This is a genomic window from Agrococcus pavilionensis RW1 (assembly GCF_000400485.1).
GTDB classification, from domain to species: domain Bacteria; phylum Actinomycetota; class Actinomycetes; order Actinomycetales; family Microbacteriaceae; genus Agrococcus; species Agrococcus pavilionensis.
Genome location: NZ_ASHR01000025.1, coordinates 98,369 through 122,951, shown reverse-complemented (window position 1 = coordinate 122,951; position 24,583 = coordinate 98,369). Strand labels below are relative to the sequence as shown.

Sequence of the window (24,583 nt, the reverse complement as noted above, 5' to 3'; positions counted from 1 at the left end):
CTCAGCCGCTCGAGCGCGCCTCGTGGACGAGGTCTGCCGCGCCGCCCTCGAGCAGCTCGGCGACCGCGCGCTCGGCGACGTCGCGCGCCGCCTCGGCGAGCTCGGCGGGCTTCGTCGAGTCGAGCGTGTAGGCGTGGGATGCCGTGAGCTTCCGCGAGCCGTCGGTCGCGTACGCCGACGCAGTGAGGAAGAGCATCCCGTCGGCGACTTCCGCGTGCGCGGCGAGCGGTGCCGCGCAGCCGGCCTCGAGACCGGCGAGCACGCGCCGCTCGGCGTCGGCCGCGGCACGGGTCGAGGCGTGGTCGGTCGGCGCGACGGCCTTCCGCGCTGCCTCGTCGCCCGCGCGCACCTCGACGGCGAGCGCGCCCTGCGCGGGCGCGGTCGGGAAGTCGATCACGTCGAGCACCTCGGTCGCGCGGTCCTCGAGCCCGAGCCGCTTGAGGCCCGCGAGCGCGAGCACGACCGCGTCGAGGTCGGCGTCGGGGCCCTGCGCGCGAGCGAGGCGCGTCGGCACGTTGCCGCGCAGGTCGACGACGTCGAGGTCGGGCCGCGCGAGCCGGAGCTGCGCCATGCGGCGCGGCGATCCGGTGCCGACCTTCGCGCCCTCGGGCAGCTCGGCGAAGGTGAGCCCGTCGCGCGCGCACAGCGCGTCGCGGGCGTCCTCGCGCTTCGAGACCGCGGCGAGCTCGATGCCCTCGGCGGGTGCCGTCGGGAGATCCTTCATCGAGTGCACCGCGACGTCGACGCGGCCCTCGAGCAGCGCATCCCGCAGCGCCGAGACGAACACGCCCGTGCCGCCGATCTGCTGCAGCGACGAGCGGTCGGTGTCGCCCTGCGTCGTGATCGGCACGAGCTCGACCTCGGCGTCGAAGCGCTCGGCGAGCGCCGCGCACTGCGCCATCGCGAGCTCGGAGCCGCGCGTGCCGACCTTGAGCGCGCTCACGGCTGCAGCCCGGCGACCGCGGGCCGGAACCCGAGCCGCGGGTTCTCGCAGCAGCCGGGGCGGCACACGTCGTACCAGGGGTGGATCGAGGTGACGGCCTTCCGCTCGGCGACCGGCCGGCCCTCGAGCCGCTCCTGCACGAGGTCGACGAGCGCGCCGACGTACTGCGGGTCGACGCCGGGCGTCGGCGCGCGGCGCACCCACAGGCCCGCCTCGGTCGCCGTCTCGATCGCCTCCTCGTCGAGGTCCCACATGACCTCCATGTGGTCGCTCACGAAGCCGAGCGGCACGATCACGACGGCCTTCCGGCCCTCCAGCGCCTCGATCGCATCGTTGATGTCGGGCTCGAGCCACGGCTGCGAGGCAGGCCCCGAGCGCGACTGGTAGACGAGCTGCCACGCGACACCCGGCGCCGCCTCGCCCATCACGTGCTCGGCAGCGGCGAGGTGCTGCGCCTCGTAGCCGCCGCCCGGCCCCCACTCGTGCAGGTCGGGTGCGCCCGAGCGCTCCGCGTCGGCGGTGGGGATGCTGTGGGTCGCGAAGAGCACCTCGACGTCAGCCTCGGCGAAGCCCGCCTCGCGCGCCTCGGCGACGCTCGCGCGCACCCCGTCGACGAACGGCGCGAGGAAGCCCGGGTGGTTGAAGAACTGGCGCACCTTGTCGATCTGCATCGACGCCTGCAGTCCCGTCGCCTCGAGCGCGTCGGCCCAGTCCTCGCGGTACTGGCGGCACGAGGAGTACGACGAGTAGGCGGAGGTCGGGATGGCGAGGAGCTTCGAGGCGCCCGCGTCGGCCGCCTGCTGCAGCGCCTCGTCGAGGTAGGGCGCCCAGTTGCGGTTGCCCCAGTAGACGGGCAGGTCGAGGCCCGCCTCGGCGAGCGCCGCCTCGAGCGCGGCCTTGAGCTCGCGGTTCTGGTCGTTGATGGGGCTCACGCCGCCGAAGTGGCGGTAGTGGGTCGCGACCTCCTCGAGCCGCTCGTCCGGGATGCCGCGGCCGCGCGTGACGTTGCGGAGGAACGGCAGCACGTCGTCCTGCCCCTCCGGCCCGCCGAAGCCCGACAGCAGGATGCCGTCGTAGGCGACGGGCTCCTCGACGTGCTCGGGCCCGGCCTGCGCGGCCTCGGTCGCGCTCGGCACCGCGGCGCCGGGCTCGAGGTGCACGCCGGTCGCGGCGGGCGCCTTCGTCTCGCGGCGGCCCTGCTGCGCCGCCTGCTGCTGCTCCGGCTGGGCCTGCACGGCCGCGCCTCCGCAGCACCCGCCGCCGCAGCAGCCGCCCTGCGCCTGGCTCGATCCTGCCTGTGTCGACTCGCTCATGCGAGCACCTCCTCGATCTCGTCGATCGTGATCCGTCGGCCCGTGAAGAACGGGATCTCCTCGCGCACGTGCAGGCGCGCATCCACGGCCCGCAGCTCGCGCATCATGTCGACGAGCTCGACGAGCTCGTCGGATTCGAGCGGCAGGATCCACTCGTAGTCGCCGAGGGCGAACGCCGCGACGGTGTTCGCGACCACGCCGCGGTAGGCGGCGCCCGCGCGGCCGTGCTCGGCGAGCATGCGGGAGCGCTCGGCGGGGTCGAGCAGGTACCACTCGTAGGAGCGGTTGAACGGGTAGACCGTCACCCACTGCTTCGGCTCGATGCCGCGGAGGAACCCGGGCACGTGGGACTTGTTGAACTCCGCGTCGCGGTGCACGCCCATCGCGCTCCAGGTGATCGTCGTGCCGGCGAGCTCGCGCGAGCGGCGCACGCGGCGCACGGCCGCCTGGAGCGCCTCGGGGCTCGTGGCGGCGCCGGCCGTGCCGTGCATCCACACGAGCACGTCGGCGTCGGCGCGCATGCCCGAGACGTCGTAGATGCCGCGCGTCGTGACGCCCTCGGCCTCGAGCGCCGCGAGCTCGTCGGCGAGCGGCGCTCCGCCGGTGCTCGATCCCGCAGCGCCCGCGCCGCCGCGGCGGTGCACGCTCCAGATGGTGAACCCGTCGCCCAGCGCTCCTGCCTGGGGCGATGACTGCTCGCTCATGCCTCTCCTCGTCCGTCTGTCACTGGGGTGCCGGATGCGTCCTCCGGCTCGGTCGCGGCGGCCTCGTCGTCGAGGTCCTCGGTCCAGGGGGTGCCGGCGATCGCGAAGCGCTCGCGGCGGATGCGCAGGGCCGCCTCGCGCGCGTCGGGCACGACCTGCGCGAGGCCCGTGCCGGCGACGGCCGCGCCGACGACCTCGAGGTTCTCGTGCTCGGCCGCGGCGTCGCGGAGCGCCTGCTGGCGGCGCTTCGCGCCGACGATCGACGAGGGCTGGCCCTGCTCCCAGCGCACGCGGGCGCTCGCGAGCGGCTGCGGCAAGTCGATGCCGAGGATCGCCTTCGCGTCCTCGAGCGCGAGCGCCGCGGCCGCCGCGTCGTCGAGCCCCTCGGTCGCGGGCGCGGCGATGCCCGAGCCGTAGGAGAGGCGCACGACCTCGCGGCCCGCGGCGGCCTCGCGCAGCCACGACCACTTCGCGCTCGAGTGCGTCATCGCCTTCGCGCGCACGCCCGTCGCGTCGGCCGCGACGAGCACGCCCGTGCCGCGCGGATCGCCCGAGACCGCGCCCGCGGGGAGCACGAGCGTGACGAGCTCGACGGTCACGCCAGGCTCGTCGGCGCGCGCCGCCGGGCCGATCGCGTCGCCGAGCACGCGGCGCGCCTCGCGCTCGGGGAGCGCGACGACGAGCGACGACGCGTCGAAGCTGCCCGCATCCGTCTGCACGCGCCAGCCGGTCGCGGTCTTCGCGGCGGAGACGGCGCGCACGCCGGTGCGCAGCTCCGCGCGGTGCTCGCGCGCGCGCTCGGCGAGGGCGGCGGTGATGCGGTGGATGCCGCCGCGGATGCCCTGCACGGCAGAGCCTGGCCTGCCGACCTGCTTCGCGGCGCCGGCGCGCTCCTCGAGCACGAGCGCGACGGCGCCCGAGAGCGAGCCGGCGCGCGTGATGGCGTTGTTGAGGCCGGGTGCGACGACCGCGACGTCGAGCAGGTCGGGGTCGGTCGAGTAGACGCCGCCCGCGAGCGGCGCGACGAGCCGGTCGAGCGCCTTCTGCCCCATGCGGCGGCGCACGAGCGGGCCGAGCGCCTCGTCCTTGCCGATCTTGAGCACGGGCATGAGCCGGTCGCCGTAGGCGCGCAGCGCCCCGCCCCAGCCGAGCGCGTCGATGACGTCGCGCGCGAGCGGCACGGCGGGGATGCCGAGCAGCGTCTGCTTCGGCAGCGGCACCGCGCGGCCCGGCAGCTGCAGCCACGCGCCGGCGGGGTTCGGGTCGACGATGTCGTCGGCGAGGCCGAGCTCCGCCGCGAGCTCGGCGACCGCGCCGCCGCGGGTCGCGAACGACTCGGCGCCCGCGTCGAGCGCGAGCCCGTCGACCTCGATGCCGCTCGCGACGCCGCCGAGCCGCTCGCTCGCCTCGAGCACGAGCACGCGGTAGCCGCGGCCCGCGAGGTCGTGCGCGACCGTGAGGCCCGCGACGCCTGCGCCGAGCACGATCGCGTCGTGGGTCGGCGCGCTCCGGCCGGCGGACGCATCCGCCGCCGACGAGGGCTGAGCGAGGTCGTCGGTCACCGAGCGTGCACCGCCTGCACGATGCGCGTGAGCACCTCGGGGTCGGTCGTCGGCGGGACGCCGTGGCCGAGGTTGAACACGTGTGCGCGCGCGACCGAGCCCGCGAGCATCACGTGGTCGATCGCGGCGACGATGATCTCCCACGGCGCGCCGAGCACGGCCGGGTCGAGGTTGCCCTGCACCGTGACATCGGTGCCGATGCGCTCGAGCGCGACGTCGAGCGGCACGCGCCAGTCGACCCCGACGGCGTCGACGTCGAGGTCCATCGCCGAGTAGAGCTCGCCCGCGCCGACGCCGAAGTGCACGAGCGGCACGCGGGCGCCGGTCGCGTCGGTCAGGTCGCGCACGCGGTCGAGCGCGAGGCGCGAGGCGGGGGCGACGTGCTCGCGGTACTGCTCGAGCGGCAGCGAGCCCGCCCACGAGTCGAACAGCTGCGCGGCGCTCGCGCCCTCCTCGACCTGGGCGCGGAGGAAGCGGCCGGTGACGTCGGCGGCCCAGCGGGTGAGCGCGTCCCAGGCGTCGGGGTGCGCGCGCATGAGGGTGCGGGCCTCGAGGTGGTCCTTCGAGGGGCGACCGGCGACGAGGTAGGCGGCGAGCGTGAAGGGGGCGCCGGCGAAGCCGATGAGCGGGGTCGAGCCGTCGCCGATCTCGGCGAGCCCGGCGATCGTCTGCCGCACGCCTTCGCGCACGGGCTCGAGCGCGGTCTCGAGCATCGCCGGGTCGTTCGCGACGAGCCGGGCGACGTCGTCGGGGGTGCGGATGGGCTCGGCGACGACCGGGCCGACGCCCGGCGCGATCTTCACGTCGACGCCCGCGAGCTTGAGCGGCACCATGATGTCGCTGAAGAAGATCGCCGCGTCGACCCCGTGGCGGCGGACGGGCTGGAGCGTGATCTCGCTTGCGAGCTCGGGCACGAGGCACGTGTCGAGCATGTCGCGGTCGGGGCCGTCGGTGCGCTGGCGCAGCTCGCGGTACTCGGGGAGCGAGCGGCCCGCTTGCCGCATGAACCACACCGGGGTCGTCTCGGGGCGGTCGCCGCGGTACGCGCGCACGAGCGGCGAGGCGCCGGTGCGCGTGTTGAGCGGGTGGTTCTCGGGCAGGGCGGTCACTGCTCCATTGTCCCACGCGGGCGGCTGGCCGACCTGGCGCTGGCTGTGCGCCAGCCATGAGCGTGCGCCGCCGACGCGGGCCCGACTACCCGCCGAGCGCACGCGCGTCGATCGTGAAGCCCTGCGCCTGCAAGCGCTCGACGAGCACGTCGCCCATCGCGGTCGCGGGGGTGAGCACACCGCCCGTCGGGCTGCAGCGCTCGCCGTCGACCGCGAGCGCGAGCGCCGCCTCCCCGAGCATGACGGAGGTCGCGGCGTAGCCGGGGTCGCCCTGCGCGGCGAAGGTCGCCTCGAGGCGGTCGCCGCGCTCGGTGCGGGCGGAGGTGACCATGCGGAAGCGCCCGCGCTCGCGCACCTCCTCCGAAGGCCCCTCGCCCGGCGCGGGGAGCGCGGCGTCGACGAGGTGCCGGAGGCCCGGCGTCGCCATCGCGGCGGCGAGCGCCGTGACGCCGGCCGCGAGGCCCGCGGCGCGCAGCTTGCCCCCGACGCCGCGACCGGTCGGCACGATCTCGCGGTAGCGGAAGCGATCGCCGTAGCCGCGGCCGCGCAGCGCGTGCGAGCGCAGCACGAGGCGCGTGTTGTACGAGGCCATCACGAACGGCGCCGCCCACTCCCCGGTCTCGGCGTCGCGGAAGTGCCGCGACGCATCCGCCGACGCGCGCACCGGCACGCCGCCCGTGAGCGCGGCGGGGTCGGCGAGGATCGCGCGCAGCCGCGGCTCGCCTTGCGCGCGCTCGAGCTGCGCGCGGAGCGAGTCGATCGTGCCGCCGCTGATGCCGCCCGAGAGCTCGCGCACCCGCAGCGTCGTGTCGGTGAGGCCACCCGCGCCGAGCTCGGCCGCGAGCGCGGCGAGCACGTGCACCGAGAGGTCGGAGGGCACCGAGTCGAAGCCGCTCGAGACGACGAGCCGGGCGCCGCTCGCCTCGGCGCGCTCGTGGCAGCGCTCGACGAGCTCGCGCACGAAGAGCACCTCGCCCGTGAGGTCGAGGTAGTCGGTGCCGGCATCGGCGCAGGCCTCCGCGAGCGGCAGCCCGTGCCGGAGGTAGGGGCCGACGGTGCTCACGACGACGCGCGAGCGCTCCGCGAGCGAGCGGAGGCTCGCGGGGTCGCCGCTGTCGGCGAGCGCGAGCAGCCACTCCGAGCCCGCGGGGCCGAGGCCCGCCCGCACGCGCTCGAGCCGCTCGATCGAGCGGCCCGCGAGGCCGACGCGCAGGTCGGCGGGCGCGGCGGCCGCGAGGTGCTCGGCGACGAGCCGGCCGACGAAGCCGGTCGCGCCGTAGAGGATGAGGTCGAGCTCGCGCATGCGGCCAGCGTGGCCGCCGCGCCTCGCGGTGCGCTGTGCGATCACTGACGGCGGACGGCGAGGGATCGGAACGGGGTACACGGGCGCGGTAGGATGCTCTGGTGCTCATCTGCCTGACGGCGAGTCACAAGAACGCCGACTTCAACGCCCTCGAGGCGCTGTCGTCCGCCGACGCCTCCGCCCTCCCCAGCTCCTTCGCCGCCCACCCCGCGGTCGACGGCGCCGTCGTCGTCTCGACGTGCAATCGCTTCGAGGTCTACCTCGACGTCGACGCCGATGAGTACGAGGAGGCGGCCGGCATCGCGCAGGGCGCCGCCGCCGACGCGCTCGGCTTCCATCGCCCCGAGACGCTCGAGCCGCTCGTCGACACGCGCGCCGCCGAGCACCTCTTCTCGGTCGCGGCGGGCCTCGAGTCGGTCGTCATCGGCGAGGGCGAGATCGCCGGCCAGGTGCGCCGCGCGCTCGCCTCGGCGCAGGAGGCCGGCACGACCTCCACGCACCTCGAGCGGCTCTTCCAGCGCGCCTCCGAGACGCAGCGCAGCATCAAGAACCGCACCGGCATCGGCGAGGCGGGCCGCTCGATCGTGCGCCTCGCGCTCGACCTCGCGAGCGCTCGCGTCGACCTCGCCGGCGCCCGCGTGCTGCTCGTCGGCACCGGCCGCTTCGCGGGCGTCTCGCTCGCCGAGCTGCGCCGCCGTGGCGCGAAGCACATCGAGGTGTGGAGCCCCTCGAACCGCGGCGAGGGCTTCGCCCGCAGCCACGCGATCGGCTACGTCGACCCGCGCGACGCCGCGCTCGCCGCCGCGAGCGCCGACGTCATCGTGACCTGCACGAGCTCCGACCAGCACGTCGTCGACGCCGCCCTGCTGCGCGCGGGCCGCGAGCGCCTCGCCGCGACCCACGCCTTCCCGGGCGCCGAGGCCGACGTGCACGACGCATCCGTCTGCCCCGTCGGGCACGACTCCCCCGCGACGTGCCCGCTGCACTCGGCCGGCGCGGGTGCGGCGCACGAGTGCCCCGTCGAGCACGGCCGCGCCGCGCAGCTCGTCGTCGACATGGGCATGCCGCGCAACGTGGATCCCGACGTCGCGACCGTGCCGGGCGTCGAGGTGCTCGACCTCGAGACGATCCGCATCCACGCGCCGCTCGAGCACCTCACGGCGACCGAGGATGCGCGCGACCTCGTGCGCAAGGCCGCGCGCCGGTTCGAGCGCGGCACCGCCGAGCACCAGGTGGGCTCGGCGATCGCGACGCTCCGCGAGCACGTCGAGGACGCGCTCGAGGCCGAGCTCGCGCGCATCGGCAAGCGCGGCACCGAGGCCGAGCGCAAGCTCGCCGAGCAGGCGCTGCGGCACTTCGCCGGCGTCGTGCTGCACAAGCCGACCGTGCGCGCCCGCCGGCTCGCGGCCGAGGGCCGCCACGACGACCTCCTCTCGGCGATCGACGCGCTGCTCGGCGACGACTCCGCCGCGTGAGCGGCCCTCGCCTGGAGTCGGGCGACGAGCCGACGACCGGCTCGCACGGCATCCTGCCTCCCGCCGGCGTCGAGACCGACCCGCGGGACACCGCGGGCGAGGCGCCCGAGCGTCGCCGGCGCATGGTCGACCTCGCGCCGCTCAAGGCGAGCCCCGCCTTCGCCCGGCTGTGGATCGGCACCGCGATCAGCGGCATCGGTGCGCAGATGACGATCGTCGCCGTCGGCCTGCAGATCTTCGACATGACCGGCAGCACGATGATGGTCGCGCTCGTCGGCGGCATCGCGCTCGTGCCGATGATCGTCGCGGGCCTGTGGGGCGGCATGCTCGCCGACGCCTTCGACCGCCGCGCGCTGCTCATCGCCTCGAGCCTCACCGGCTGGACCGCCGTGCTCGGCCTCGTCGCGCTCTCGGCGTGGGACGCGGCCCTCATCGCGGACGGCGAGCGCGCGCTCGTCTGGCCGTTCTACGTGCTGACGACGATCAACACGGTCGCGGCCACGATCTCGGGTGCGACGCGCTCGGCCGTGACCCCGCGCATCCTGCCCTCCCACCTCATCTCGCGCGCGGCGGCGCTCAACGGCATCTCGTTCGGCACGATGCTCACGGTCGGACCGGCCGCGGCGGGCGTGCTCGTCGCGACCGTCGGGCTGCCGATCACCTTCGCGATCGACGCGGTGCTCTTCACCGCCGGCTTCCTCGGCATCATCGGGCTGCCGAAGCTGCCCCCGCTCGGCGCGGTGTCGAAGCCGGGCCTCGAGTCGCTGCGCGAGGGCTGGCGCTTCCTCAAGCACGCGCCCAACATCCGCATGTCGTTCCTCGTCGACATCATCGCGATGACGCTCGGCCGCCCCTTCGCGCTGCTGCCGGCGGTCGGCGCGCTCGCGATCGGCGGCGGTCCCGTCACGGTCGGCGTGCTCACGGCCGCGGCCGCGATCGGCACCCTGCTCGCGAGCCTCTTCTCCGGCCCCGTCGCGCACGTGCACCGGCACGGCATCGCGATCTCGCGCGCGATCACGGTCTACGGATGCTTCGTCGCGCTCGTCGGCGCCGTCATCCTCGCGATGACGCTCGGGGCGGGCGGCGAGGTCGGCCCCGACTGGTCGCAGGTGTCGTGGCCCGCGCTCATCGTCGCCGGGGTCGGCATGGCCGGCATGGGCGCGAGCGACGAGATCAGCGCGATCTTCCGCTCGACGATGATGCTCACGGCGACGCCCGACGACATGCGCGGGCGCACGCAGGGCCTCTTCCAGGTCGTCGTCGCGGGCGGCCCGCGCCTCGGCGACCTCTACGCCGGCGCGGTCGCGAGCCTCGTCGCGCTCTGGGCGCCGCCCCTGTTCGGCGGGCTGCTCATCGTCGTGCTCATCGCGGTCGTGACGCGCTCGCAGCGCTCGTTCCTCGCCTACGACGCGCGCCGGCCCACGCCATAGGGACGGTCGGGGCGCCGCTCGGCGCGACACCCGGAGGCTGAGGCAGGGATGCGCGAAGGCTCAGGCGGCCTTGCGTCCCGACCGTTGCGGACAGCGTTACCGTGACCGCGAAGGGCATTCACGAGGTCGGGGTCCCATGCGTCACGAGCAGGCTCAGCAGGTCGAGCCGCCGCCCCTGCTCCACGATCAGCTCACATCGGTGTCCGCGCCGACGCAGGCCTGGTCGCGCCGCGACGGCTCGATGGACGAGCACCCGATCCACGGCCTCTTCCACGGCGACTGGCGCTTCGTGCGCGCCGTCGAGCTGCGCGTCGACGGCGCGCCGATCGAGCACCTCGCCACGTCGAGCGCGGGCGACTGGGCGCTCATCCGCGGGATCGCCCCGGCGCTCGACTCGGAGCTGGGTGACGCGCGCATCGCGGTCGAGCGGATGCGCGAGGTCACCCCGGGCGCGGTGCTCGAGCGGGCGACGGTCGTGAACGGCCGCGACCTGCCGATCGACGTGCGCATCGAGCTCGCGATCGACGTCGCCTTCAGCCCCATGGAGCGCGTGCGCGACGGCCGCGCCGACCCCGACCCGGTGCACGTCGGGATCGAGGGCGCCGACGCGGTCGCGACCGACGGCATCCGCACCCTCCGCGTCCGCAGCCGCGCGGGCGAGGTCGAGGTCGTCGATGGGCGGGTCGTCGTGCGCCAGCGCGCGATCGTGCAGCCCAACGACTGGGCCGGGCTCTCGGTCGAGCTGCTGCTCGACGACGCCTCGCTCGCGGTCGAGGGCGCGATCGTCGACGCGCCGAGCCGCGGCCTCGAGCCGACCGGTCGCCCCGCGCTCGACCATTGGGGCGAGCGCGCCGTCGCCGACCTCGAGGACCTCCTGCTCGACGTCGGCAGCGGCGCCGTGCTCGCCGCCGGCGCGCCGTGGCGGCTGACCATGGTCGCCCGCGACGCGCTGAGCGCCGCGCGGCTGCTGCTACCGCGCGGCACGACGGTCGCCGAGAGCACGCTCCGCACGCTCGCCGCGCGGCAGGGCGTGCAGCACGACGGCAGCACGGGCGAGCAGCCGGGCCGCATGCTGCACGAGCTCTCGCCGCACCGCCCCGCCGGCGCTCGCGCGGGCGCCGAGCTGCCGCCCACGTTCACCGACTCGGTCGACGCGACGCCGCTGTGGATCGTGCTGCTGCACGACGCGTGGCGCGCGGGCCTGCCGCTCGAGGCGGTGCGCGAGCTGCGCACCGCCCTCCACGCCGCGCTCGGCTGGCTGGGGCAGCAGGTGGGCGAGGGCTTCCTCACCCTGCCGGGCGGCGACGTCGCCGTCGGCGACGGGCCCGAGCTGCCGCGCGACGCCGAGGGGGCGCCGGTCGCCGGTCCCGTCGCGACCGCCCGGCTGCAGGCCCTCGCGTGCCGCGCGGCCGTCGGCGGCGCCGCGCTGCTCGAGGCGCTCGGCGATGACGGCGCGCCCTGGCTCGATTGGGCCGAGAGACTCCGCCGCCGGTTCCGTGCCGCGTTCTGGGTGGTTCGCGGCGACGATCGCCATCCCGCGATGGCGATCGACGGAACCGGCGGGCGGCTCGACTGGCTCTCGGCCGACCTCGCGCACCTCGTCGGCTCGACCCTGCTCTCGCGCGACGAGGAGCGCACCGTCGCCGAGCTGCTGCTCGACGAGCGCCTCTCGTCGGGGTTCGGCCTGCGCTCGATCGCGGTCGACGCGCCCGGCTACTGGCCGCTCGCGTGGAACGGCGGCGCGATCCGACCCCACGACACGGCCGTCGCGATCGAGGGCCTGCTGCGCGCAGGGCTCGACGACGCGGCTCGCCGCCTCGCCGAGCAGCTCGAGCGGGCGGCGGAGGCGTTCCACGGCTCACTCCCCGAGCGCTACGCGGGCTACGGACTCGCCGACGCGAGCGCGCCCGTGCCGCTGCCGGACGCGGGCGCCCCCCACGCCCGGAGCGCCGCAGCGGTCGTGCCCGCCTGGCAGGCGCTCGGCGCCCGGCGGGCCGCGCCCGCCGCGCGCCGCGAGCGCCATCTGCGCGCTGTCGAGACGCTGACCGTCGACGTCCCGAGGGAGGCGACCGCGGGTGAGGCCCGCTTCGCCAGCACCGGCGGCGCGTCGCCGCGCCGCGCGCACGTGCGGCTCATCGACGGCGGCTGGCCGCCGTCGATCTGACGGCGGGGCCCCGCACGACAGCTGCCGAGCGAGGAGATCCCGATACGCGGAGGGGCGGCCACCGGCCGCCCCTCCGCAGTTCGATCTTGAGCGCTTCGCACGCAACGCGCCGGAGCCGCATCGCGTGCTGCGCGCTCAGCCCTTGGCCGACCCCGCCAGCAAGCCTCTGACGAAGTAGCGCTGCAGGCTGAAGAACACGATGAGCGGGATGATGAGCGAGACGAACGCTCCCGCGGTGAGCCGCTCCCAGTTCTCGCCTCGAGACCCCGCGAGCTCCGCCAATCGTTGCGTCAATGGCGCGGTATCCGGCGTGCCGGTCGAGAACACGAGCGCGACGAGCAGGTCGTTCCAGACCCAGAGGAACTGGAAGATCGCGAACGACGCGATCGCCGGCATCGCGAGCGGCAGGATGATGCGGAAGAAGATCTGCCCGTGGCCCGCGCCGTCGACGCGCGCCGCCTCGATGACGTCGGCGGGGATCGCCGAGATGAAGTTGTGCAGCAGGAAGATCGCGAGCGGCAGGCCGAAGATCGCGTGCGCGATCCACACCGGCAGGTACTGCCGCTCGCTGATGAACGGCACGGCCTCGTGCAGCGCCGTCTGGAACGGCTGCAGGAACGTCACGAACAGCTGCAGCAGCGGGATGAGCGCCATCTGCAGCGGCACGATCTGGAGCGCGAAGACGATCACGAACAGCGTCGACGAGCCCTTGAACTTCACCCACGCGAACGCGTAGGCGGCGAGGCACGCGAGCACGAGCGGGATGAGGGTGCCTGGGATCGCGATCGCGAGCGAGTTGACGAAGTACTCGCCGAGCTGCGGAGACGACGCCGACGACGAGAACAGCACCTCGCTGTAGTTGGCGAGCGTCAGCTGCGGGTCGGAGAAGAACGTCCACCAGCCGGTCGTCTGGATCTGATCGGCGGGGCGGAACGACGACAGCAGCAGGCCGAACGTGGGGATCGTCCAGACGACCGCGATGACGAGCGCGGCGATCGTCGCCCACGGGCTCGTCAGGCGGCGCTTCACGCGATCGGCGCGGGTCCGCACCGCCGGCGCGACCTCGTCGGGGGTGACCTCGGGGTCCGGGGTGAATGCGACGGAGCTCATCGGATCGCCTTCTGCTGGTTCAGGACGCGGATGTTGTAGATGACGATCGGCATCACCATGATGAACAGGATGAGCGCGAGCGCCGCGCCTCGGCCCGGCTCGCCCGAGCGGAACGCCTGCGTGTACATCTCGTTGGCCACGACGGATGTGTTGAAGTTGCCCGCGGTCATGGTGCGGACGATGTCGAAGACCTTGAGCGTCGCGATCGAGATCGTCGTGACGACGACGACGAGCGACGTGCGGATGCCGGGCACCGTGACGTTCGCGAAGCGCTGCCACGGGTTCGCGCCGTCGATCTCGGCCGCCTCGAGCTGCTCGGTCGGCACGCCCTTGATCGCCGCCGAGAGCACCACCATCGCGAAGCCGGTCTGGATCCAGATCATCACGACGATGAGCGCGAGGGTGTTCCACGGGCTGTTCTGCAGGATCTGCTGCGGCTCGCCGCCGAACCAGACGAGGATCTGGTTCACGAGGCCGATCTGCTCCTGCTCCGGGCCGCGGTAGGCGTACATGAAGCGCCAGATGATGCTCGCGCCGACCATCGAGATGGCCATCGGCATGAAGACCAGCATCTTGTAGACGCGCTCGCCGCGGCTCTTGTCGATGAAGACCGCGTAGGCGAGGCCGATCGCGGTCGACAGCAGCGGCACGAGGATGACCCACACGACCGTGTTGGCGAGCGTCACGAGCGCCTCGGGCTGCGTGAACATCCAGATGAAGTTGTCGAGCCCGTTGAACGCGCCGGTCTTGTCGGTGAAGGCGAGCAGCGTCGTGCGGATCGCCGGGTAGACGAGGCCGATCGTGAGCAGCAGGGCCGAGGGCAGCAGGAAGACGAGCATCGGCTTCGAGTCGTCGTCCCGGTCGGCGAGGTAGCCGAGCAGCCCGATGATGCTGAGCGCGGCGGCAGCGGCCCACGGCCACACGCCCACCGGCTGCTCCTGGCCCGCCTCGAGCACGAGCGCGACGACCACGACCGCGACGGCGGCGAGCAGCCACGCGAGGAGCCGGGCGCTGCGGCGGATGCGGTCGGGCAGGAAGGCGATGGCGGCCGTCGCGACGAGCGCGCCGACGAGCGGCCAGCCCACGATCGCCGCCGCGAGCACGAGGGCGGGCGTGACCCAGTCGAGCGCCGGGATGCGCTCGGCCGACTGGGCGACGAGCACGATCGCGACGACGATGGCGGCGCCGACGCCGCGCAGCACGGCGCTGCGCACGGCGGGGCTCGCCGGCTGCAGCAGGCGGTCGAGCAGCCACTGGAGGACGACGATCGCGATGCCCGCGACGCCGACGGCGATCGCCGCGTTCGTGAGCGCTTGCGTCATCCACGGGACCAGGCCGTAGAGCAGGCGGGCGAGCAGCGCGAGGAGCGCGAACGCCGCGACGAGGATGATGCGGGGTCGCAGCCCCGAGCGCCAGCTCGCCGCCCGCGGCTTGTCCTCGGGCCGGTCGAGGAAGGCCAGCAGCAGCGCCACCACGGCACCGAAGGCCACGAGGCCGACGAGCACCTGCAGCAGCTTGCCGACGAGATCCATCGAGGTCATGCGCACCCCATCCGTTCGTGAGACGTGCCGATGATGCGGTGCGGGGGCCGTCTCGCGACCCCCGCACGCGCGTCATGCGACTACTGCGGCCAGCTCTGCTCGATCTGCGAGAGCACGGTCGCCGTGTCGGCGCCCGAGACCCAGTCGACCAGGCCGCTCCAGAACGTGCCGGCGCCGACTGCGCCCGGCATCAGATCGGAGCCGTCGAACCGGAACGTCGTCTCCGGGTCCTGCAGCGTCTCGACCGCGGACTGCAGCAGCGGGCTGCTCGCGTTGGCGGGGTCGAGGCCCGAGTTCGCGGAGATGACGCCGCCGAGCGAGACGCGGCTGTTGGCCCACGTGTCGCTCGAGAGGAACGTCTGCACCGCCACGACCTCCTCGTCGTCGCTGAACGCGCCGACGAACTCGCCGCCGCCCGTGACCGCGGCCGCGTCGGCCTCGGTGCCGGGGAGCACGAAGGCCCAGACGTCGCCGTCCTCCGCGACGGTGACCGAGTTGTCGTCGCTCCAGAAGCCCTCGTAGAACGAGGCCTGGTGGTGCATCGCGCACTCGCCGTCGAGCACCGGCAGGCCGGCCTCGCCGAAGTCGGTCGTCGCGATCGTCGACACGTCGCCGATGCCGCCGTTGACGTACTCGGGGTTCTTGATCAGGTCGCCGACCCGATCCACCGCCTCAGCGATCTGAGGGTCGTCGAAGGGGATCTCGTGCGCGACCCACTGGTCGTACACGTCGGGGCCGTGCAGGCGCAGGACGTAGTCCTCGATCCAGTCGGTGCCCGGCCAGCCGGTCGCCTCGCCGGAGCCGAAGCCCACGCACCACGGGGTCGTGCCCGATTCGGCGATCGTCGCGGTGAGCTCGTCGACCTCGTCGAGCGTCGTCGGCACCTCCCAGCCGTTCTCCTCCCAGAGGGCCGGCTGGTACCAGACGTAGCCCTTGACCGACGCCATGAGCGGCGCCGCGTAGAAGGTGCCGTCGACCGTGCCGTAGTTGCGCCAGTCCTCGGTCCAGAACTCCTCGGCGTTCGCGGCGACGGCCTCGGGCGCGGGCAGCAGGCTGCCGGTGCCGGCGATCGAGGCGAGCAGGCCGGGCTGCGGGAAGATGGCGAGGTCCGGCGGGTTGCCGCCCTGGACGCGGACGTTGATCTGCGCCTCGAACTCGGCGGAGCCCTCGTAGACCACGTCGATGCCGGTGCACTCCTCGAACTCGGCCCACGACTCGTTGAGGCGGTTCGCCTCCTCGTCGAGGATCGTGCCGTAGACGCTGACCTCGGCGCCGTCGAAGGTGCCGTAGTCGGCGTAGGCCTCGCAGCCCTCGGCGGCAGCGCCGGTGCTGCCGGGCGCCTCCGATGCGCCGGGCTCTGCGTCGCCGACACACCCGGTGAGGGCGAGTGCCGCGACGCCCGCGATGCCGAGCGGCACCGCGATCCTGCGTGCGTGCTTCACGTGAACTCCTTCGCTCAAACTCAGCGGATGAGCACGTGCCGCGAACGTCGCGCACGGCGGCGTGCTCGAAACCGGAACCGGTTCCACTTCGAGCGACCGTAGCGCACCCTGCCACAGGATGCACTCAGCAACGATGTTTCGATTCGGCAACGATCCGCGCGGGCGGTCGTTGGCGGATGCGCTCGGCACGGCTATGGTCGGAACCGGTTCCGATGATTGGGAGGCGGTCATCCGCCCGGGCGCGAGGAGGCGGCCGTGCCGAGGCTCGACGACGTCGCCCGTGCCGCGGGCGTCTCGAAGGCGACCGCGTCCCGCGCGCTCTCGGGCGCATCCGGTGTCGCCGCGAGCACGCGCGAGCGGGTGCAGCGCACCGCCGACGAGCTCGGGTTCCGGGTGTCCGGCGCCGCGCGTCGGCTCGCGACGGGCATGACCCGCACGATCGGCGTGCTCACCCCGTCCGTCAACCGCTGGTACTTCGGCAGCGTGCTCCACGGCATCGCGCACGCCGCCGACGCGCACGACCACGACGTGCTGCTCTACGACCTCGGCGCGTTCGGGCGGGGCGGGCACGAGAAGTTCGAGCGATTCATGACGCGCGGGGAGGTCGACGGCCTCGTGACGATCACGTGGAGCCTCGTCGGCGGAGACCTCACGCGCCTCGCCGACCTCGGCATCCCGGTCGCGACCGTCGGCGAGCCCACGCAGCACACGCGCTCGTTCGCGCTCGACGACGACGCGGCGGGTGAGCAGGCCGCCGAGCACCTCGTGCGGCTCGGCCACACCGACCTCCTGCACCTCGCCGCCGAGCCCGAGGTGCAGCCGTTCGAGGCATCCTCCTCCGATCGGCGGAAGCGGGCGTTCGAGCGCGTCTCGGCTCGGCACGGGCTGCGGATTCGACCGGTCCAGACGGTGCCGACCACGCTCGAGGGCGCGCACGCCGTCGTGCGCGAGATCATCGATCGCGCCGACCGCCCGACGGGCATCGTCGCCGGCACCGACGAGGTCGCGATGGCCGCGCTGCTCGCCGCGCACCAGCTCGGCATCCGCGTGCCCGAGGAGCTCTCGGTCATCGGCGTCGACGACGTGCCGGCCGCGGCCGCGTTCGGCCTCACGACGATCCGGCAGGACCCGGCGCAGCACGGCGAGGACGTCGTCGCGTGGATCATGGCGGCGCTCGACGACCCCGACGACGAGCCCGACCGGAGCCACACGGCCTACGCGCCCGTGCTCGTCGTGCGGTCGTCCACCGCCCCGCCGAGCTGACGCTTCGGCGCTACTCCCCCTGCACGCGGTCGTAGGCCGGCTGCCGCAGCCGGTGCGCCCGCCCGTACTCGCGCGCACCCGGCAGCAGCCGGCGGCCGGCGTCGAAGCGCAGCAGCGGGTCGAGCGGACCCGGGCGGCGCCGCAGCTCGAGCTCGCCGAAGCGCCGCCACGCGCCGCGCGGCCGGGCGACGAGCAGCTCGAGCCGCCACGGCTCGGCGGCGAGCCGATCGGCGAGCTCGTCCGGGTAGGGCGGGAGGTCCGCCGGTGCGATCGTGCGGGCGGCGAGCAGCACGGGCCCGCTCGGCGAGCGGTACGGCAGGATCGCGTGCAGGTGGGCCCGCGACGGCGAGCGGTGCGCGCGGAGGACGAAGCGCCACGGCCAGCCGTCGCCGGTCGAGGCGAGCTCGAGGTCCGCGGGCCCCTCCGGTCCGTCGAAGCGCACCGCGAGGCCGATGACGTCGGGCAGCGGCGCAGGCACGCCCGCCGAGCGGGAGGCGCGGGCGAGGACGGGCAGCGGCACCGGCTCCGCCTCGTCGATCCAGCCGATGCCGGTGCGGAGCGGGCTGCCCGCGCGGCGGAGCTCGCCGTGCAGCACGACGCCGTGCGGGTGCACGGGGTGCGGTCGTCGCACGAGCGCGAGCGTCGCGAAGGCCGCGCCGAGCGCGCGGCCGGCGACCCCGGCGATCGTCGCCGCGGCCGCCTCGGGCGCCGACCCGGGCCGCGACGTCGACGGAGCGCTCACGTCGACGACATCATGAGGCTGACCATCGCAGCCTGCACGGCCTCGATCGAGCGGTGCACCTCGCGGCTCGCCCAGGATCGCTCCGCGAGCTCGGCGCCCCGGGCGAGCAGCCGCTCGCGCGGGAGGCCCGGGAAGATCGGCGGCAGCGCCTCGGCCCCGTGCAGGATCGCGAGCGCCGCGCCGACGGTCGGGTCGTCGGCGCCCTCGAGCACCTCGATCGCGCGTGCCTGCAGCGCGTCCTCGACGTCGCGGCGCTCGCCACGCTCCCAGCGCTCGCGCCAGCGGATGCCGAGGAAGCGGTCCTCCTCCCGCGCGAGCACGCCCGCCGCGGCGAAGTCCTCGAGCAGCTCGCGGCGCACGCGGCTCGTCGGTGCGCTGCGGCCGCCCCAGCCGGCGACGACGCTCAGCGCCTGCGACGGCGTCGCGCCGTCGATCCGGTCGACGAGCGGCTCGAGGTGCGGGTTCGTCGTGCCGCTCGCCGCGACGAGCACGCCCGGCTCGCTCCCGGGCTCGCCGTGCGCGACCACGCGCATCCGCCCGTCCACCACGAGCTGCGCGAGGGCGGCCCCTGCGATCGCGATCCCCAGCGACGAGTCCTCGATGAGGGGCGAGCCCTCGTCGTCGTCGATGGCGAGCAGCAGCACCGCCTCCGGGATCGTCAGCGCCATGGCGCCCACGGTACGCCGTCCGCCCGCCGCGCGCACCCGTCGGCGGCGTCAGCCGCTCGTCGACGACGGCACGATGACGGTCGCGATGAGCACCGCCGTCATCGCCGCCTGCACCGACGCGATCGCCTCGCGCACCTCGCGGCTCCCCCACGACGCCTCGGCGAGCGCGTCGCCGCGGCGCTTGAGCGCATCCCTCGGCAGGTCCGGGAAGACCTGCGGCAGCGCACCGGCGCCGTGCAGGATGGCGAGCGCCGCCTCGACCTCGAGGTCCTCCGCTGCCGCCTCGCCGTCGCTCGTCACGAGCGCCCGCGCGCGCTGCTGCAGCGCGTCCTCGAGCTCGCGCCGCTCGCCGCGCTCCCAGCGCGTGCGCCACGTGAGGCCGAGGAAGCGGTCCTCGTCGCGAGCGACGACGCCCGCGGCCGCGAGGTCGTCGAGCAGCTGCCGCTTGAGCTTGCCGCTGTCGCCGCCGAGGCCCGCGATCGTCGAGAGCGCGTCCTTGGACTTCTTGCCCTCGATGCGCGCGACGAGCGGCTCGAGGCGCTCGTCCGTCGAGCCGCCGGCAGCGACGAGCCGACCGGGCTTCGCGCCCTCCTCGCCCTCGCCCGCGATCCGCACGCGGCCGTCGAGCAGCAGCTGCGCGACCGCGCCGCCCGCGAGCGCCGCGCCGAGCGCCGAGTCGTCGATGAGCGCGGTGCCGCGCTCGTCGTCGAGCGCGAGCAGCAGGACCGCTTCGGGGATGGTGATCTCCATGCCGCGACGCTACGTCGCGACGCCGGTCGACGCATCCCCCGACCGAGGGGCGCCGCACGGCGGAGGCGGGCGCGCCGCGAGCTCGTCTTGGAGCGCACGGCCCCTGTGGTGGAGACTGGCACGATGCAGGAACTCGCGATCCTCGCGATCGTCGTCATCGTCGCCCTCGCGTTCGACTTCACCAACGGCTTCCACGACACCGCCAACGCCATGGCGCCGTCGGTCGCGACCGGTGCGCTCAAGCCGAAGCCCGCGGTCGCGCTCTCGGCGGTGCTCAACCTCGTCGGCGCCTTCCTCTCGATCGAGGTCGCGAAGACCGTCGGATCGGGGATCGTCGACCTCACCGGCGTCGACGGCGAGAGCCTCATGCTCATCGTGCTGTGCGGCCTCACGGGCGCGATCGTCTGGAACGTGCTCACGTGGCTGTTCGGGCTGCCGTCGTCTTCGAGCCACGCGCTCTTCGGCGGGCTCATCGGCGCGACGATCGCGGCGCTCGGGGTCACGGGCGTGCTGTGGGGCGGCGTCGCGCAGAAGATCCTCATCCCCGCGCTGCTCGCGCCCGTCATCGCGGGCCTCGTCGCCTTCTGCGGCACGTGGCTCGTGCAGCGCGTCACCGCGAACCTCAGCGAGCGCGGCGAGAAGCGCGGCTTCCGCATGGGCCAGATCGGCGCGGCCTCGCTCATGTCGCTCGCGCACGGCACGAACGACGCGCAGAAGACGATGGGCGTCATCTTCCTCGCGCTCGTCGCGCACGGCTCCCTCGACCCCGACGCCGACATGCCCCTGTGGGTGCGCGTCGTGTGCGCCGTCGCGATCGCCGCGGGCACCTACATGGGCGGCTGGCGCGTCATCCGCACGCTCGGCAAGGGCATCGTCGACATCTCGCCGCGGCAGGGCATGTCGGCCGACTTCTCGAGCGCATCCATCATCCTCACCTCGAGCCACCTCGGCCTGCCCCTCTCGACGACCCACGTCGCCTCGGGGTCGGTCATCGGCTCGGGCCTCGCCCGCACCGACGCGAAGGTGCGCTGGTCGGTCGCCCGCCGCATGCTCATCGCGTGGCTCATCACGCTGCCGGCGTCGGGCGCGATCGGCGCGCTGTGCTTCGTCATCGCCGGGCTCTTCGGCCACCTGTGGGGCTCGATCGTCGTGACGGCGCTGCTCATCGCCGCGTGCGCCGCGATGTGGCTGCGCTCGCGCATGAGCCACGTCGGCTCGCACAACGTCACCGAGGAGTGGGAGCAGCCCAAGAAGGAGCGCAAGCGCGAGATCGACCGCGAGCTCAGCGCCGTCGCCTCGCACGTCGCGCCCGTCTCGCGGCCGCGCAAGCGGAAGAAGCGCAAGCACCGCCGCGAGGGAGGGACGGCCTGATGGGCATCGACTTCGGCGCGCTCGCGATCGCGATCGCCTCCGTGCTCGGCGTCGGGCTGCTGCTGGGCGCCGGCATCCCGCTCATCTACGGGGTGGGCATCCGCTCGCTCGAGAGCGAGCGACCCGGCTCGACCCTGCTCGGCCGATCGCTGCTCGGCCTGTGCGTGCTGCTCGCGCTCGCGGGCATCGTCGTGATCGTCTTCGGCAAGCAGCTCTTCGGCATCTGAGGCGCGCTGCGTAGCGTGGCCGCATGAGCAACGACGAGGCCCTGCTGCTCGAGAGCGCGCAGGCGTGCATCGACGAGGCGCGCGCCGCGGGGCTCGAGCTGCTGCTGCCTCGCGAGGTGCCGCTCGGCGGGCCGCGCGCGATGCCGGTGCTGCGCGTGCTGCCCAACAAGCACCGCCACTTCGTCGGCGCGTGGTGCTTCGCCGATGCCTTCGGGCCCACGTCGCTGCGCGGGGGTCCGGGCATGGACGTGCCACCGCATCCGCACACGGGCCTGCAGACCTGGAGCTGGCTCGTCGACGGGGCGATCGAGCACCGCGACTCGGCCGGCTTCATCCACACCGTGCGCCCCGGCGGGCTCAACATCATGACCGCGGGTCGCGGCATCTCGCACAGCGAGTACTCGAGCGCCGACACCGACGTGCTGCACGGCGTGCAGCTGTGGACGGTGCTGCCGAGCCACGAGCGCGGGCGCGAGCCGTGGTTCGACGGGCTCGACGTCGTGCCGACGGCCTCGCTCGGCGGCGGCGTGACGGCGAGCGTCTTCGTCGGCGACTTCGCCGGCGCCTCGAGCGGCGTCGGCGCCTACTCGCCGCTGCTCGGGGCCGAGCTGCGGCTGCTCGCCGGCACCGAGGCGGTGCTCGAGCTGCGCGCGGGCTTCGAGCACGGAGTGCTCGCCCTCACCGACGGCGTGCGCGTCGACGACGTGCAGGTCGAGCGCGGCGCGATGGCCTACGCGGCACCGGGGCGCGAGGCGCTCGTCGTCTCGGCCGAGCGCGACGCGATCGCGATCCTCCTCGGCGGGGAGCCGTTCGAGGAGGAGGTCGTGATGTTCTGGAACTTCGTCGGCACCGACCACGACGAGGTCGCGGCGGCGCGGGAGCAGTGGATGCGCGAGCGCGCGGCGGGCACGGACGCGCGGCCGCGCTTCGGCTCGGTCGTCGACGACGCGACCCCGCCGCTGCCGAGCCCGCGGCTCCCGTCGGTCGAGCTGCTGCCGCGCGGGCGCGCGAAGCGGCGCGGCTGAACCTGGCCCGCGTCAGGCGCTGAGCTCGAGCGCGACGACCGCGCGGTCGGGCGTCGGCCGCGCCACCTCCCGGAAGCCGGCGCGCTCGAACGTCGAGACGACGCCGCGGTAGAGCTCGTTCGCGGCCTTCCGCCGCCCCTCGGCCGGATCGACCGGGTACCCCTCGACGAGGCGGGCGCCGCGCGAGCGGGCGAAGTCGATCGCCGCGGCGAGCAGGCGATCGGTGAGCCCGGCGCCCCGGTGCTCGCGGCGCACGACGAAGCACGACACCGCCCACACCGACTCGTCGTCCCACGGCTCCTGCGTCGCCGAGACCAGCTGCTTCGTGCGCTGCAGCCGCACCTGCCGCGTCCGCGGGCCGACCCGCACCCAGCCGGCCGCCTCGCCGTCGACGTAGGCGATGAGCGCCGGCGGGAGCCCGTCCTGCAGCTCGGCGCGCAGCAGCTCGCGACGCTCCTCCGTGCTCGAGCGCTGGAAGTCGGCGTTCGTGATCGTCCACCACTGGCACTGGCACGATCGCCCGTCGCCCCCGCCGCCGAGCGCCCGCTGGGCGTCGTCGAAGCGATCGGGCGTCGCGGGGCGGATCTCGACCTGCGGCATGGGGCGACGGTAGACCCGCGCGTCGGCACCGACAAGGCCCCGACTCGCCGCGAGCGTCAGCAGGAGCGACGGGCGCCGATGAGGAGCGCGGTCGACGCGGCTCCGTCTCGATACGCCCGCTCCGCGGGCTGCTCGACGAACAGGAAGTCAGCGCTTCGCGGGCTGCTCGACGAGCGGGAGGTCAGCCCTTCGCGGCGCGCTTCGCCGCTTGCTTCGTCGCCCGCACCTCGGCGAGCGACGCCGCGTCGACGATGTCGGCGACCGAGCGCTTCGCGCCCTCCTCGCCGTAGGGGGCCGACGCATCCACCCACCCCGCGCCGTCGAAGCCGGCGCGCTTGCCGAGCAGCGCGAGGAAGATGCGCGCCTTCTGGTCGCCGAAGCCCGGCAGCGACTGCAGCCGCCGCAGCACCTCGGGGCCGTCGGGCTCGCCCCGCCGCCAGATCGCGCCCGCGTCGCCGCCCCACTCGTCGGCGACGACGGCGGCCAGCTGCTGCACGCGCTTCGCCATCGAGCCGGGGAACCGGTGCACCGCGGGCTTCTCGGCGAACGCGGCCTGGAACGCGTCGGGGTCCATGCGCGCGATGGCGGCTGCGTCGAGCGCGCCGAGCCGGTCGCGCAGCTTCGCGGGCCCCGCGAAGGCCGTCTCCATCGGCACCTGCTGGTCGAGCAGCATGCCGACGAGCAGCGCGAAGTCGTCGTCGGAGAGGAGGCGGTCGGCGGCCTCGTCGCCCGTGATGTGCAGCTCGCGAGTCATGGCTCCAGCCTGGCACGGCCCCGGCGTGCGATGCTCGTCCCGCGACGACGAGCCGCGCCCCCGCCTGGTCACGACAGGCGGGGACGCGGTGATCGTGGGCGCCCGGCCGACTCGGGGAACCGGTCGTGCGCCTGAGGACAGCAAAGCCCCCGCGACACCGTTCCGCAACAGTGTTCGCATTCCTTGATCGCATCTTCAGGTTGCGTCGCCGCTGCCGAGCGGCGGCTCAGTCCGCTCGCACGCGCGCCTGAGATGATGGGCGCATGAAGCGCAGCAACCCGTGGTCCTGGTGGGCGTTCTGGATCGGCCTCCTCGGCCTCGTGCTCATGCCCATCCCGCTCTTCGTCGGGCTCATCCTGGGCGGCGGGCTCGCGGCGATCGCGGCGATCCTCGCGGTCATCGGGCTGTTCAAGTCGCGCCACGCGGGCGGCCGCGGCATCGCACCGGCGGTCGTGGCGATCGTCTTCGTGCTGCTCACCTACGGCGGCATCTCGATCGGCGGCGGCGTCATCTGGTGACGCCCGCTCGCGGGCCGATCAGCCGACGCGCGAGCGCTCGGCTCCCACGCCCACGGCATCGGTCCGCCGGAGCAGGCTGCGCGCCGAGAGCGACAGCAGCGCGACGAGGCCGACGACGAGCAGCCCGTCGGCGGCGATGTAGAGGTAGTGCAGTCCCGAGCCGCCCTCGCTCTCCCCCGCGATGACGGCGTCGGTCGTCGCGTGCATCATCGGGCGGATCGCGAGCGCCTTCACGGCGAGCACGGCGGTGAGCACGAGCGAGAGGATGCGCTCGGCGCGCGGCGCTCGGGACGCGAAGGCCGCGGTGACGAGCAGCACCGCGAGCGCCGCCTCCGCGACGTTCATCGCCGCGAAGACGAGCCGGCCGATGCCGAGGCCGAGCGGCACGGTGATGCCCGGCGCCTGGAACTTGAGCGGCGCCTCGATGAGGGAGATGCCCACGATGAGACCGAGCCACACGGCGGGCAGCACGAGTCGGGCGGCGCGGGCGAGCATGCCTCCACGGTACGCCGCCGCCGTCCTGCGGGCGCCGTCCAGCCGCCGCTCGCGCCCGGGTGCCAGGATCGGGG

Annotated in this window: 23 protein-coding genes; 8 read left to right on the top strand and 15 right to left on the bottom strand. The window is 74.5% G+C overall.

Annotated elements, in window-relative coordinates:
- Position 1: 1 nt before the first annotated feature.
- The 6 genes from hemC to L332_RS23010 form a co-directional block, all read right to left on the bottom strand.
- Positions 2 to 943, bottom strand: a complete 942-nt coding sequence (gene hemC, locus L332_RS23035) for a hydroxymethylbilane synthase (protein WP_021010658.1) — start codon at positions 941 to 943, stop codon at positions 2 to 4.
- Positions 940 to 2,256 carry a ferrochelatase gene (locus L332_RS23030; RefSeq protein WP_081646106.1) on the bottom strand — a complete coding sequence of 439 codons (1,317 nt, stop codon included), beginning with the start codon at positions 2,254 to 2,256 and terminating at the stop codon, positions 940 to 942. The genes hemC and L332_RS23030 overlap by 4 nt, the downstream gene beginning before the upstream one ends.
- Positions 2,253 to 2,960: a hydrogen peroxide-dependent heme synthase gene (gene hemQ / locus L332_RS23025; RefSeq protein ID WP_021010656.1), complete on the bottom strand. Its 708-nt coding sequence runs from the start codon at positions 2,958 to 2,960 to the stop codon at positions 2,253 to 2,255. Before hemQ ends, L332_RS23030 begins: the two co-directional genes overlap by 4 nt.
- Entirely contained in the window at positions 2,957 to 4,522 is a 1,566-nt protein-coding gene (gene hemG / locus L332_RS23020) for a protoporphyrinogen oxidase (RefSeq protein WP_021010655.1), read from the bottom strand. The genes hemQ and hemG overlap by 4 nt, the downstream gene beginning before the upstream one ends.
- A complete protein-coding gene (hemE, locus tag L332_RS23015; protein WP_021065009.1) occupies positions 4,519 to 5,631 on the bottom strand; it encodes a uroporphyrinogen decarboxylase in 1,113 nt (370 codons plus the stop codon). The genes hemG and hemE overlap by 4 nt, the downstream gene beginning before the upstream one ends.
- 85 nt (positions 5,632 to 5,716) lie before the next feature.
- Complete coding sequence (locus L332_RS23010; RefSeq protein WP_021010653.1) at positions 5,717 to 6,934, bottom strand: saccharopine dehydrogenase family protein; 1,218 nt, start codon at positions 6,932 to 6,934, stop codon at positions 5,717 to 5,719.
- A gap of 101 nt (positions 6,935 to 7,035) precedes the next feature.
- On the opposite strand from L332_RS23010, the gene L332_RS29455 reads away from it, so the two are divergent.
- The 3 genes from L332_RS29455 to L332_RS22995 all read left to right on the top strand — a co-directional run bounded on the left by L332_RS29455 (position 7,036) and on the right by L332_RS22995 (position 12,003).
- Positions 7,036 to 8,409 carry a glutamyl-tRNA reductase gene (locus L332_RS29455; RefSeq protein ID WP_021010652.1) on the top strand — a complete coding sequence of 458 codons (1,374 nt, stop codon included), beginning with the start codon at positions 7,036 to 7,038 and terminating at the stop codon, positions 8,407 to 8,409.
- Positions 8,406 to 9,839 carry an MFS transporter gene (locus L332_RS23000; RefSeq protein WP_021010651.1) on the top strand — a complete coding sequence of 478 codons (1,434 nt, stop codon included), beginning with the start codon at positions 8,406 to 8,408 and terminating at the stop codon, positions 9,837 to 9,839. Before L332_RS29455 ends, L332_RS23000 begins: the two co-directional genes overlap by 4 nt.
- A gap of 199 nt (positions 9,840 to 10,038) precedes the next feature.
- Positions 10,039 to 12,003: a glycogen debranching N-terminal domain-containing protein gene (locus L332_RS22995; protein WP_158316716.1), complete on the top strand. Its 1,965-nt coding sequence runs from the start codon at positions 10,039 to 10,041 to the stop codon at positions 12,001 to 12,003.
- Positions 12,004 to 12,138: 135 nt separating this feature from the next.
- Here the strand turns inward: L332_RS22995 and L332_RS22990 are convergent, their stop codons facing one another.
- From L332_RS22990 to L332_RS22985, 3 genes are all read right to left on the bottom strand, one after another.
- Positions 12,139 to 13,113, bottom strand: a complete 975-nt coding sequence (locus tag L332_RS22990; protein ID WP_021010649.1) for a carbohydrate ABC transporter permease — start codon at positions 13,111 to 13,113, stop codon at positions 12,139 to 12,141.
- Positions 13,110 to 14,069: a carbohydrate ABC transporter permease gene (locus tag L332_RS30580; protein ID WP_374222122.1), complete on the bottom strand. Its 960-nt coding sequence runs from the start codon at positions 14,067 to 14,069 to the stop codon at positions 13,110 to 13,112. The genes L332_RS22990 and L332_RS30580 overlap by 4 nt, the downstream gene beginning before the upstream one ends.
- A gap of 665 nt (positions 14,070 to 14,734) precedes the next feature.
- The gene (locus L332_RS22985; protein ID WP_021065008.1) at positions 14,735 to 16,096 is read right to left on the bottom strand and encodes an ABC transporter substrate-binding protein; all 1,362 of its coding nucleotides are present in this window, start codon (positions 16,094 to 16,096) and stop codon (positions 14,735 to 14,737) included.
- A 255-nt stretch (positions 16,097 to 16,351) separates the two neighbouring features.
- Between L332_RS22985 and L332_RS22980 the strand changes: the two genes are divergently transcribed.
- Complete coding sequence (locus tag L332_RS22980; RefSeq protein WP_021065007.1) at positions 16,352 to 17,359, top strand: LacI family DNA-binding transcriptional regulator; 1,008 nt, start codon at positions 16,352 to 16,354, stop codon at positions 17,357 to 17,359.
- A 10-nt stretch (positions 17,360 to 17,369) separates the two neighbouring features.
- On the opposite strand, the gene L332_RS22975 is transcribed toward L332_RS22980, so the two are convergent.
- From L332_RS22975 to L332_RS29450, 3 genes are read right to left on the bottom strand one after another with little or no spacing between them, the layout of a single operon-like run.
- Positions 17,370 to 18,101 carry a hypothetical protein gene (locus tag L332_RS22975; RefSeq protein ID WP_021065006.1) on the bottom strand — a complete coding sequence of 244 codons (732 nt, stop codon included), beginning with the start codon at positions 18,099 to 18,101 and terminating at the stop codon, positions 17,370 to 17,372.
- Positions 18,098 to 18,769: a GPP34 family phosphoprotein gene (locus L332_RS22970; protein WP_021010647.1), complete on the bottom strand. Its 672-nt coding sequence runs from the start codon at positions 18,767 to 18,769 to the stop codon at positions 18,098 to 18,100. The genes L332_RS22975 and L332_RS22970 overlap by 4 nt, the downstream gene beginning before the upstream one ends.
- Positions 18,770 to 18,817: 48 nt before the next feature.
- On the bottom strand, positions 18,818 to 19,519 hold the full coding sequence (locus L332_RS29450; RefSeq protein ID WP_021010646.1) for a GOLPH3/VPS74 family protein: 702 nt from the start codon (positions 19,517 to 19,519) through the stop codon (positions 18,818 to 18,820).
- Positions 19,520 to 19,642: 123 nt separating this feature from the next.
- Here L332_RS29450 and L332_RS22960 point away from each other — a divergent pair, with 123 nt between their 5' ends.
- The 3 genes from L332_RS22960 to L332_RS22950 are packed head-to-tail and all read left to right on the top strand — an operon-like array spanning position 19,643 to position 22,142.
- Entirely contained in the window at positions 19,643 to 20,890 is a 1,248-nt protein-coding gene (locus L332_RS22960) for an inorganic phosphate transporter (protein ID WP_021010645.1), read from the top strand.
- Entirely contained in the window at positions 20,890 to 21,117 is a 228-nt protein-coding gene (locus tag L332_RS22955) for a hypothetical protein (RefSeq protein WP_021010644.1), read from the top strand. Before L332_RS22960 ends, L332_RS22955 begins: the two co-directional genes overlap by 1 nt.
- A gap of 23 nt (positions 21,118 to 21,140) precedes the next feature.
- Complete coding sequence (locus L332_RS22950) at positions 21,141 to 22,142, top strand: pirin family protein (RefSeq protein ID WP_021010643.1); 1,002 nt, start codon at positions 21,141 to 21,143, stop codon at positions 22,140 to 22,142.
- 12 nt (positions 22,143 to 22,154) lie between these two features.
- On the opposite strand, the gene L332_RS22945 is transcribed toward L332_RS22950, so the two are convergent.
- Both L332_RS22945 and L332_RS22940 read right to left on the bottom strand, forming a co-directional pair.
- Positions 22,155 to 22,742, bottom strand: coding sequence for a GNAT family N-acetyltransferase (locus L332_RS22945; RefSeq protein ID WP_021010642.1), 588 nt, complete (start codon positions 22,740 to 22,742; stop codon positions 22,155 to 22,157).
- Positions 22,743 to 22,923: 181 nt separating this feature from the next.
- Positions 22,924 to 23,496 (bottom strand): HhH-GPD-type base excision DNA repair protein, encoded by a 573-nt coding sequence (locus L332_RS22940; protein ID WP_021010641.1) that lies wholly within the window; start codon positions 23,494 to 23,496, stop codon positions 22,924 to 22,926.
- A gap of 263 nt (positions 23,497 to 23,759) precedes the next feature.
- On the opposite strand from L332_RS22940, the gene L332_RS22935 reads away from it, so the two are divergent.
- Entirely contained in the window at positions 23,760 to 24,014 is a 255-nt protein-coding gene (locus L332_RS22935; RefSeq protein ID WP_021010640.1) for a hypothetical protein, read from the top strand.
- An 18-nt stretch (positions 24,015 to 24,032) separates the two neighbouring features.
- Here the strand turns inward: L332_RS22935 and L332_RS22930 are convergent, their stop codons facing one another.
- Complete coding sequence (locus L332_RS22930; RefSeq protein ID WP_021010639.1) at positions 24,033 to 24,509, bottom strand: hypothetical protein; 477 nt, start codon at positions 24,507 to 24,509, stop codon at positions 24,033 to 24,035.
- Positions 24,510 to 24,583 lie beyond the last annotated feature (74 nt).

Bases quoted from the DNA above. Each gene is read 5' to 3' on its own strand.
- L332_RS23030 (WP_081646106.1), bottom strand. From the start codon at position 2,256: ATGAGCGAGTCGACACAGGCAGGATCGAGCCAGGCGCAGGGCGGCTGC.
- hemQ (WP_021010656.1), bottom strand. From the start codon at position 2,960: ATGAGCGAGCAGTCATCGCCCCAGGCAGGAGCGCTGGGCGACGGGTTC.
- L332_RS23010 (WP_021010653.1), bottom strand. From the start codon at position 6,934: ATGCGCGAGCTCGACCTCATCCTCTACGGCGCGACCGGCTTCGTCGGC.
- L332_RS22990 (WP_021010649.1), bottom strand. From the start codon at position 13,113: ATGAGCTCCGTCGCATTCACCCCGGACCCCGAGGTCACCCCCGACGAG.
- L332_RS22970 (WP_021010647.1), bottom strand. From the start codon at position 18,769: ATGGCGCTGACGATCCCGGAGGCGGTGCTGCTGCTCGCCATCGACGAC.
- L332_RS29450 (WP_021010646.1), bottom strand. From the start codon at position 19,519: ATGGAGATCACCATCCCCGAAGCGGTCCTGCTGCTCGCGCTCGACGAC.
- L332_RS22960 (WP_021010645.1), top strand. From the start codon at position 19,643: ATGCAGGAACTCGCGATCCTCGCGATCGTCGTCATCGTCGCCCTCGCG.
- L332_RS22955 (WP_021010644.1), top strand. From the start codon at position 20,890: ATGGGCATCGACTTCGGCGCGCTCGCGATCGCGATCGCCTCCGTGCTC.
- L332_RS22950 (WP_021010643.1), top strand. From the start codon at position 21,141: ATGAGCAACGACGAGGCCCTGCTGCTCGAGAGCGCGCAGGCGTGCATC.
- L332_RS22945 (WP_021010642.1), bottom strand. From the start codon at position 22,742: ATGCCGCAGGTCGAGATCCGCCCCGCGACGCCCGATCGCTTCGACGAC.
- L332_RS22940 (WP_021010641.1), bottom strand. From the start codon at position 23,496: ATGACTCGCGAGCTGCACATCACGGGCGACGAGGCCGCCGACCGCCTC.
- L332_RS22935 (WP_021010640.1), top strand. From the start codon at position 23,760: ATGAAGCGCAGCAACCCGTGGTCCTGGTGGGCGTTCTGGATCGGCCTC.
- L332_RS22930 (WP_021010639.1), bottom strand. From the start codon at position 24,509: ATGCTCGCCCGCGCCGCCCGACTCGTGCTGCCCGCCGTGTGGCTCGGT.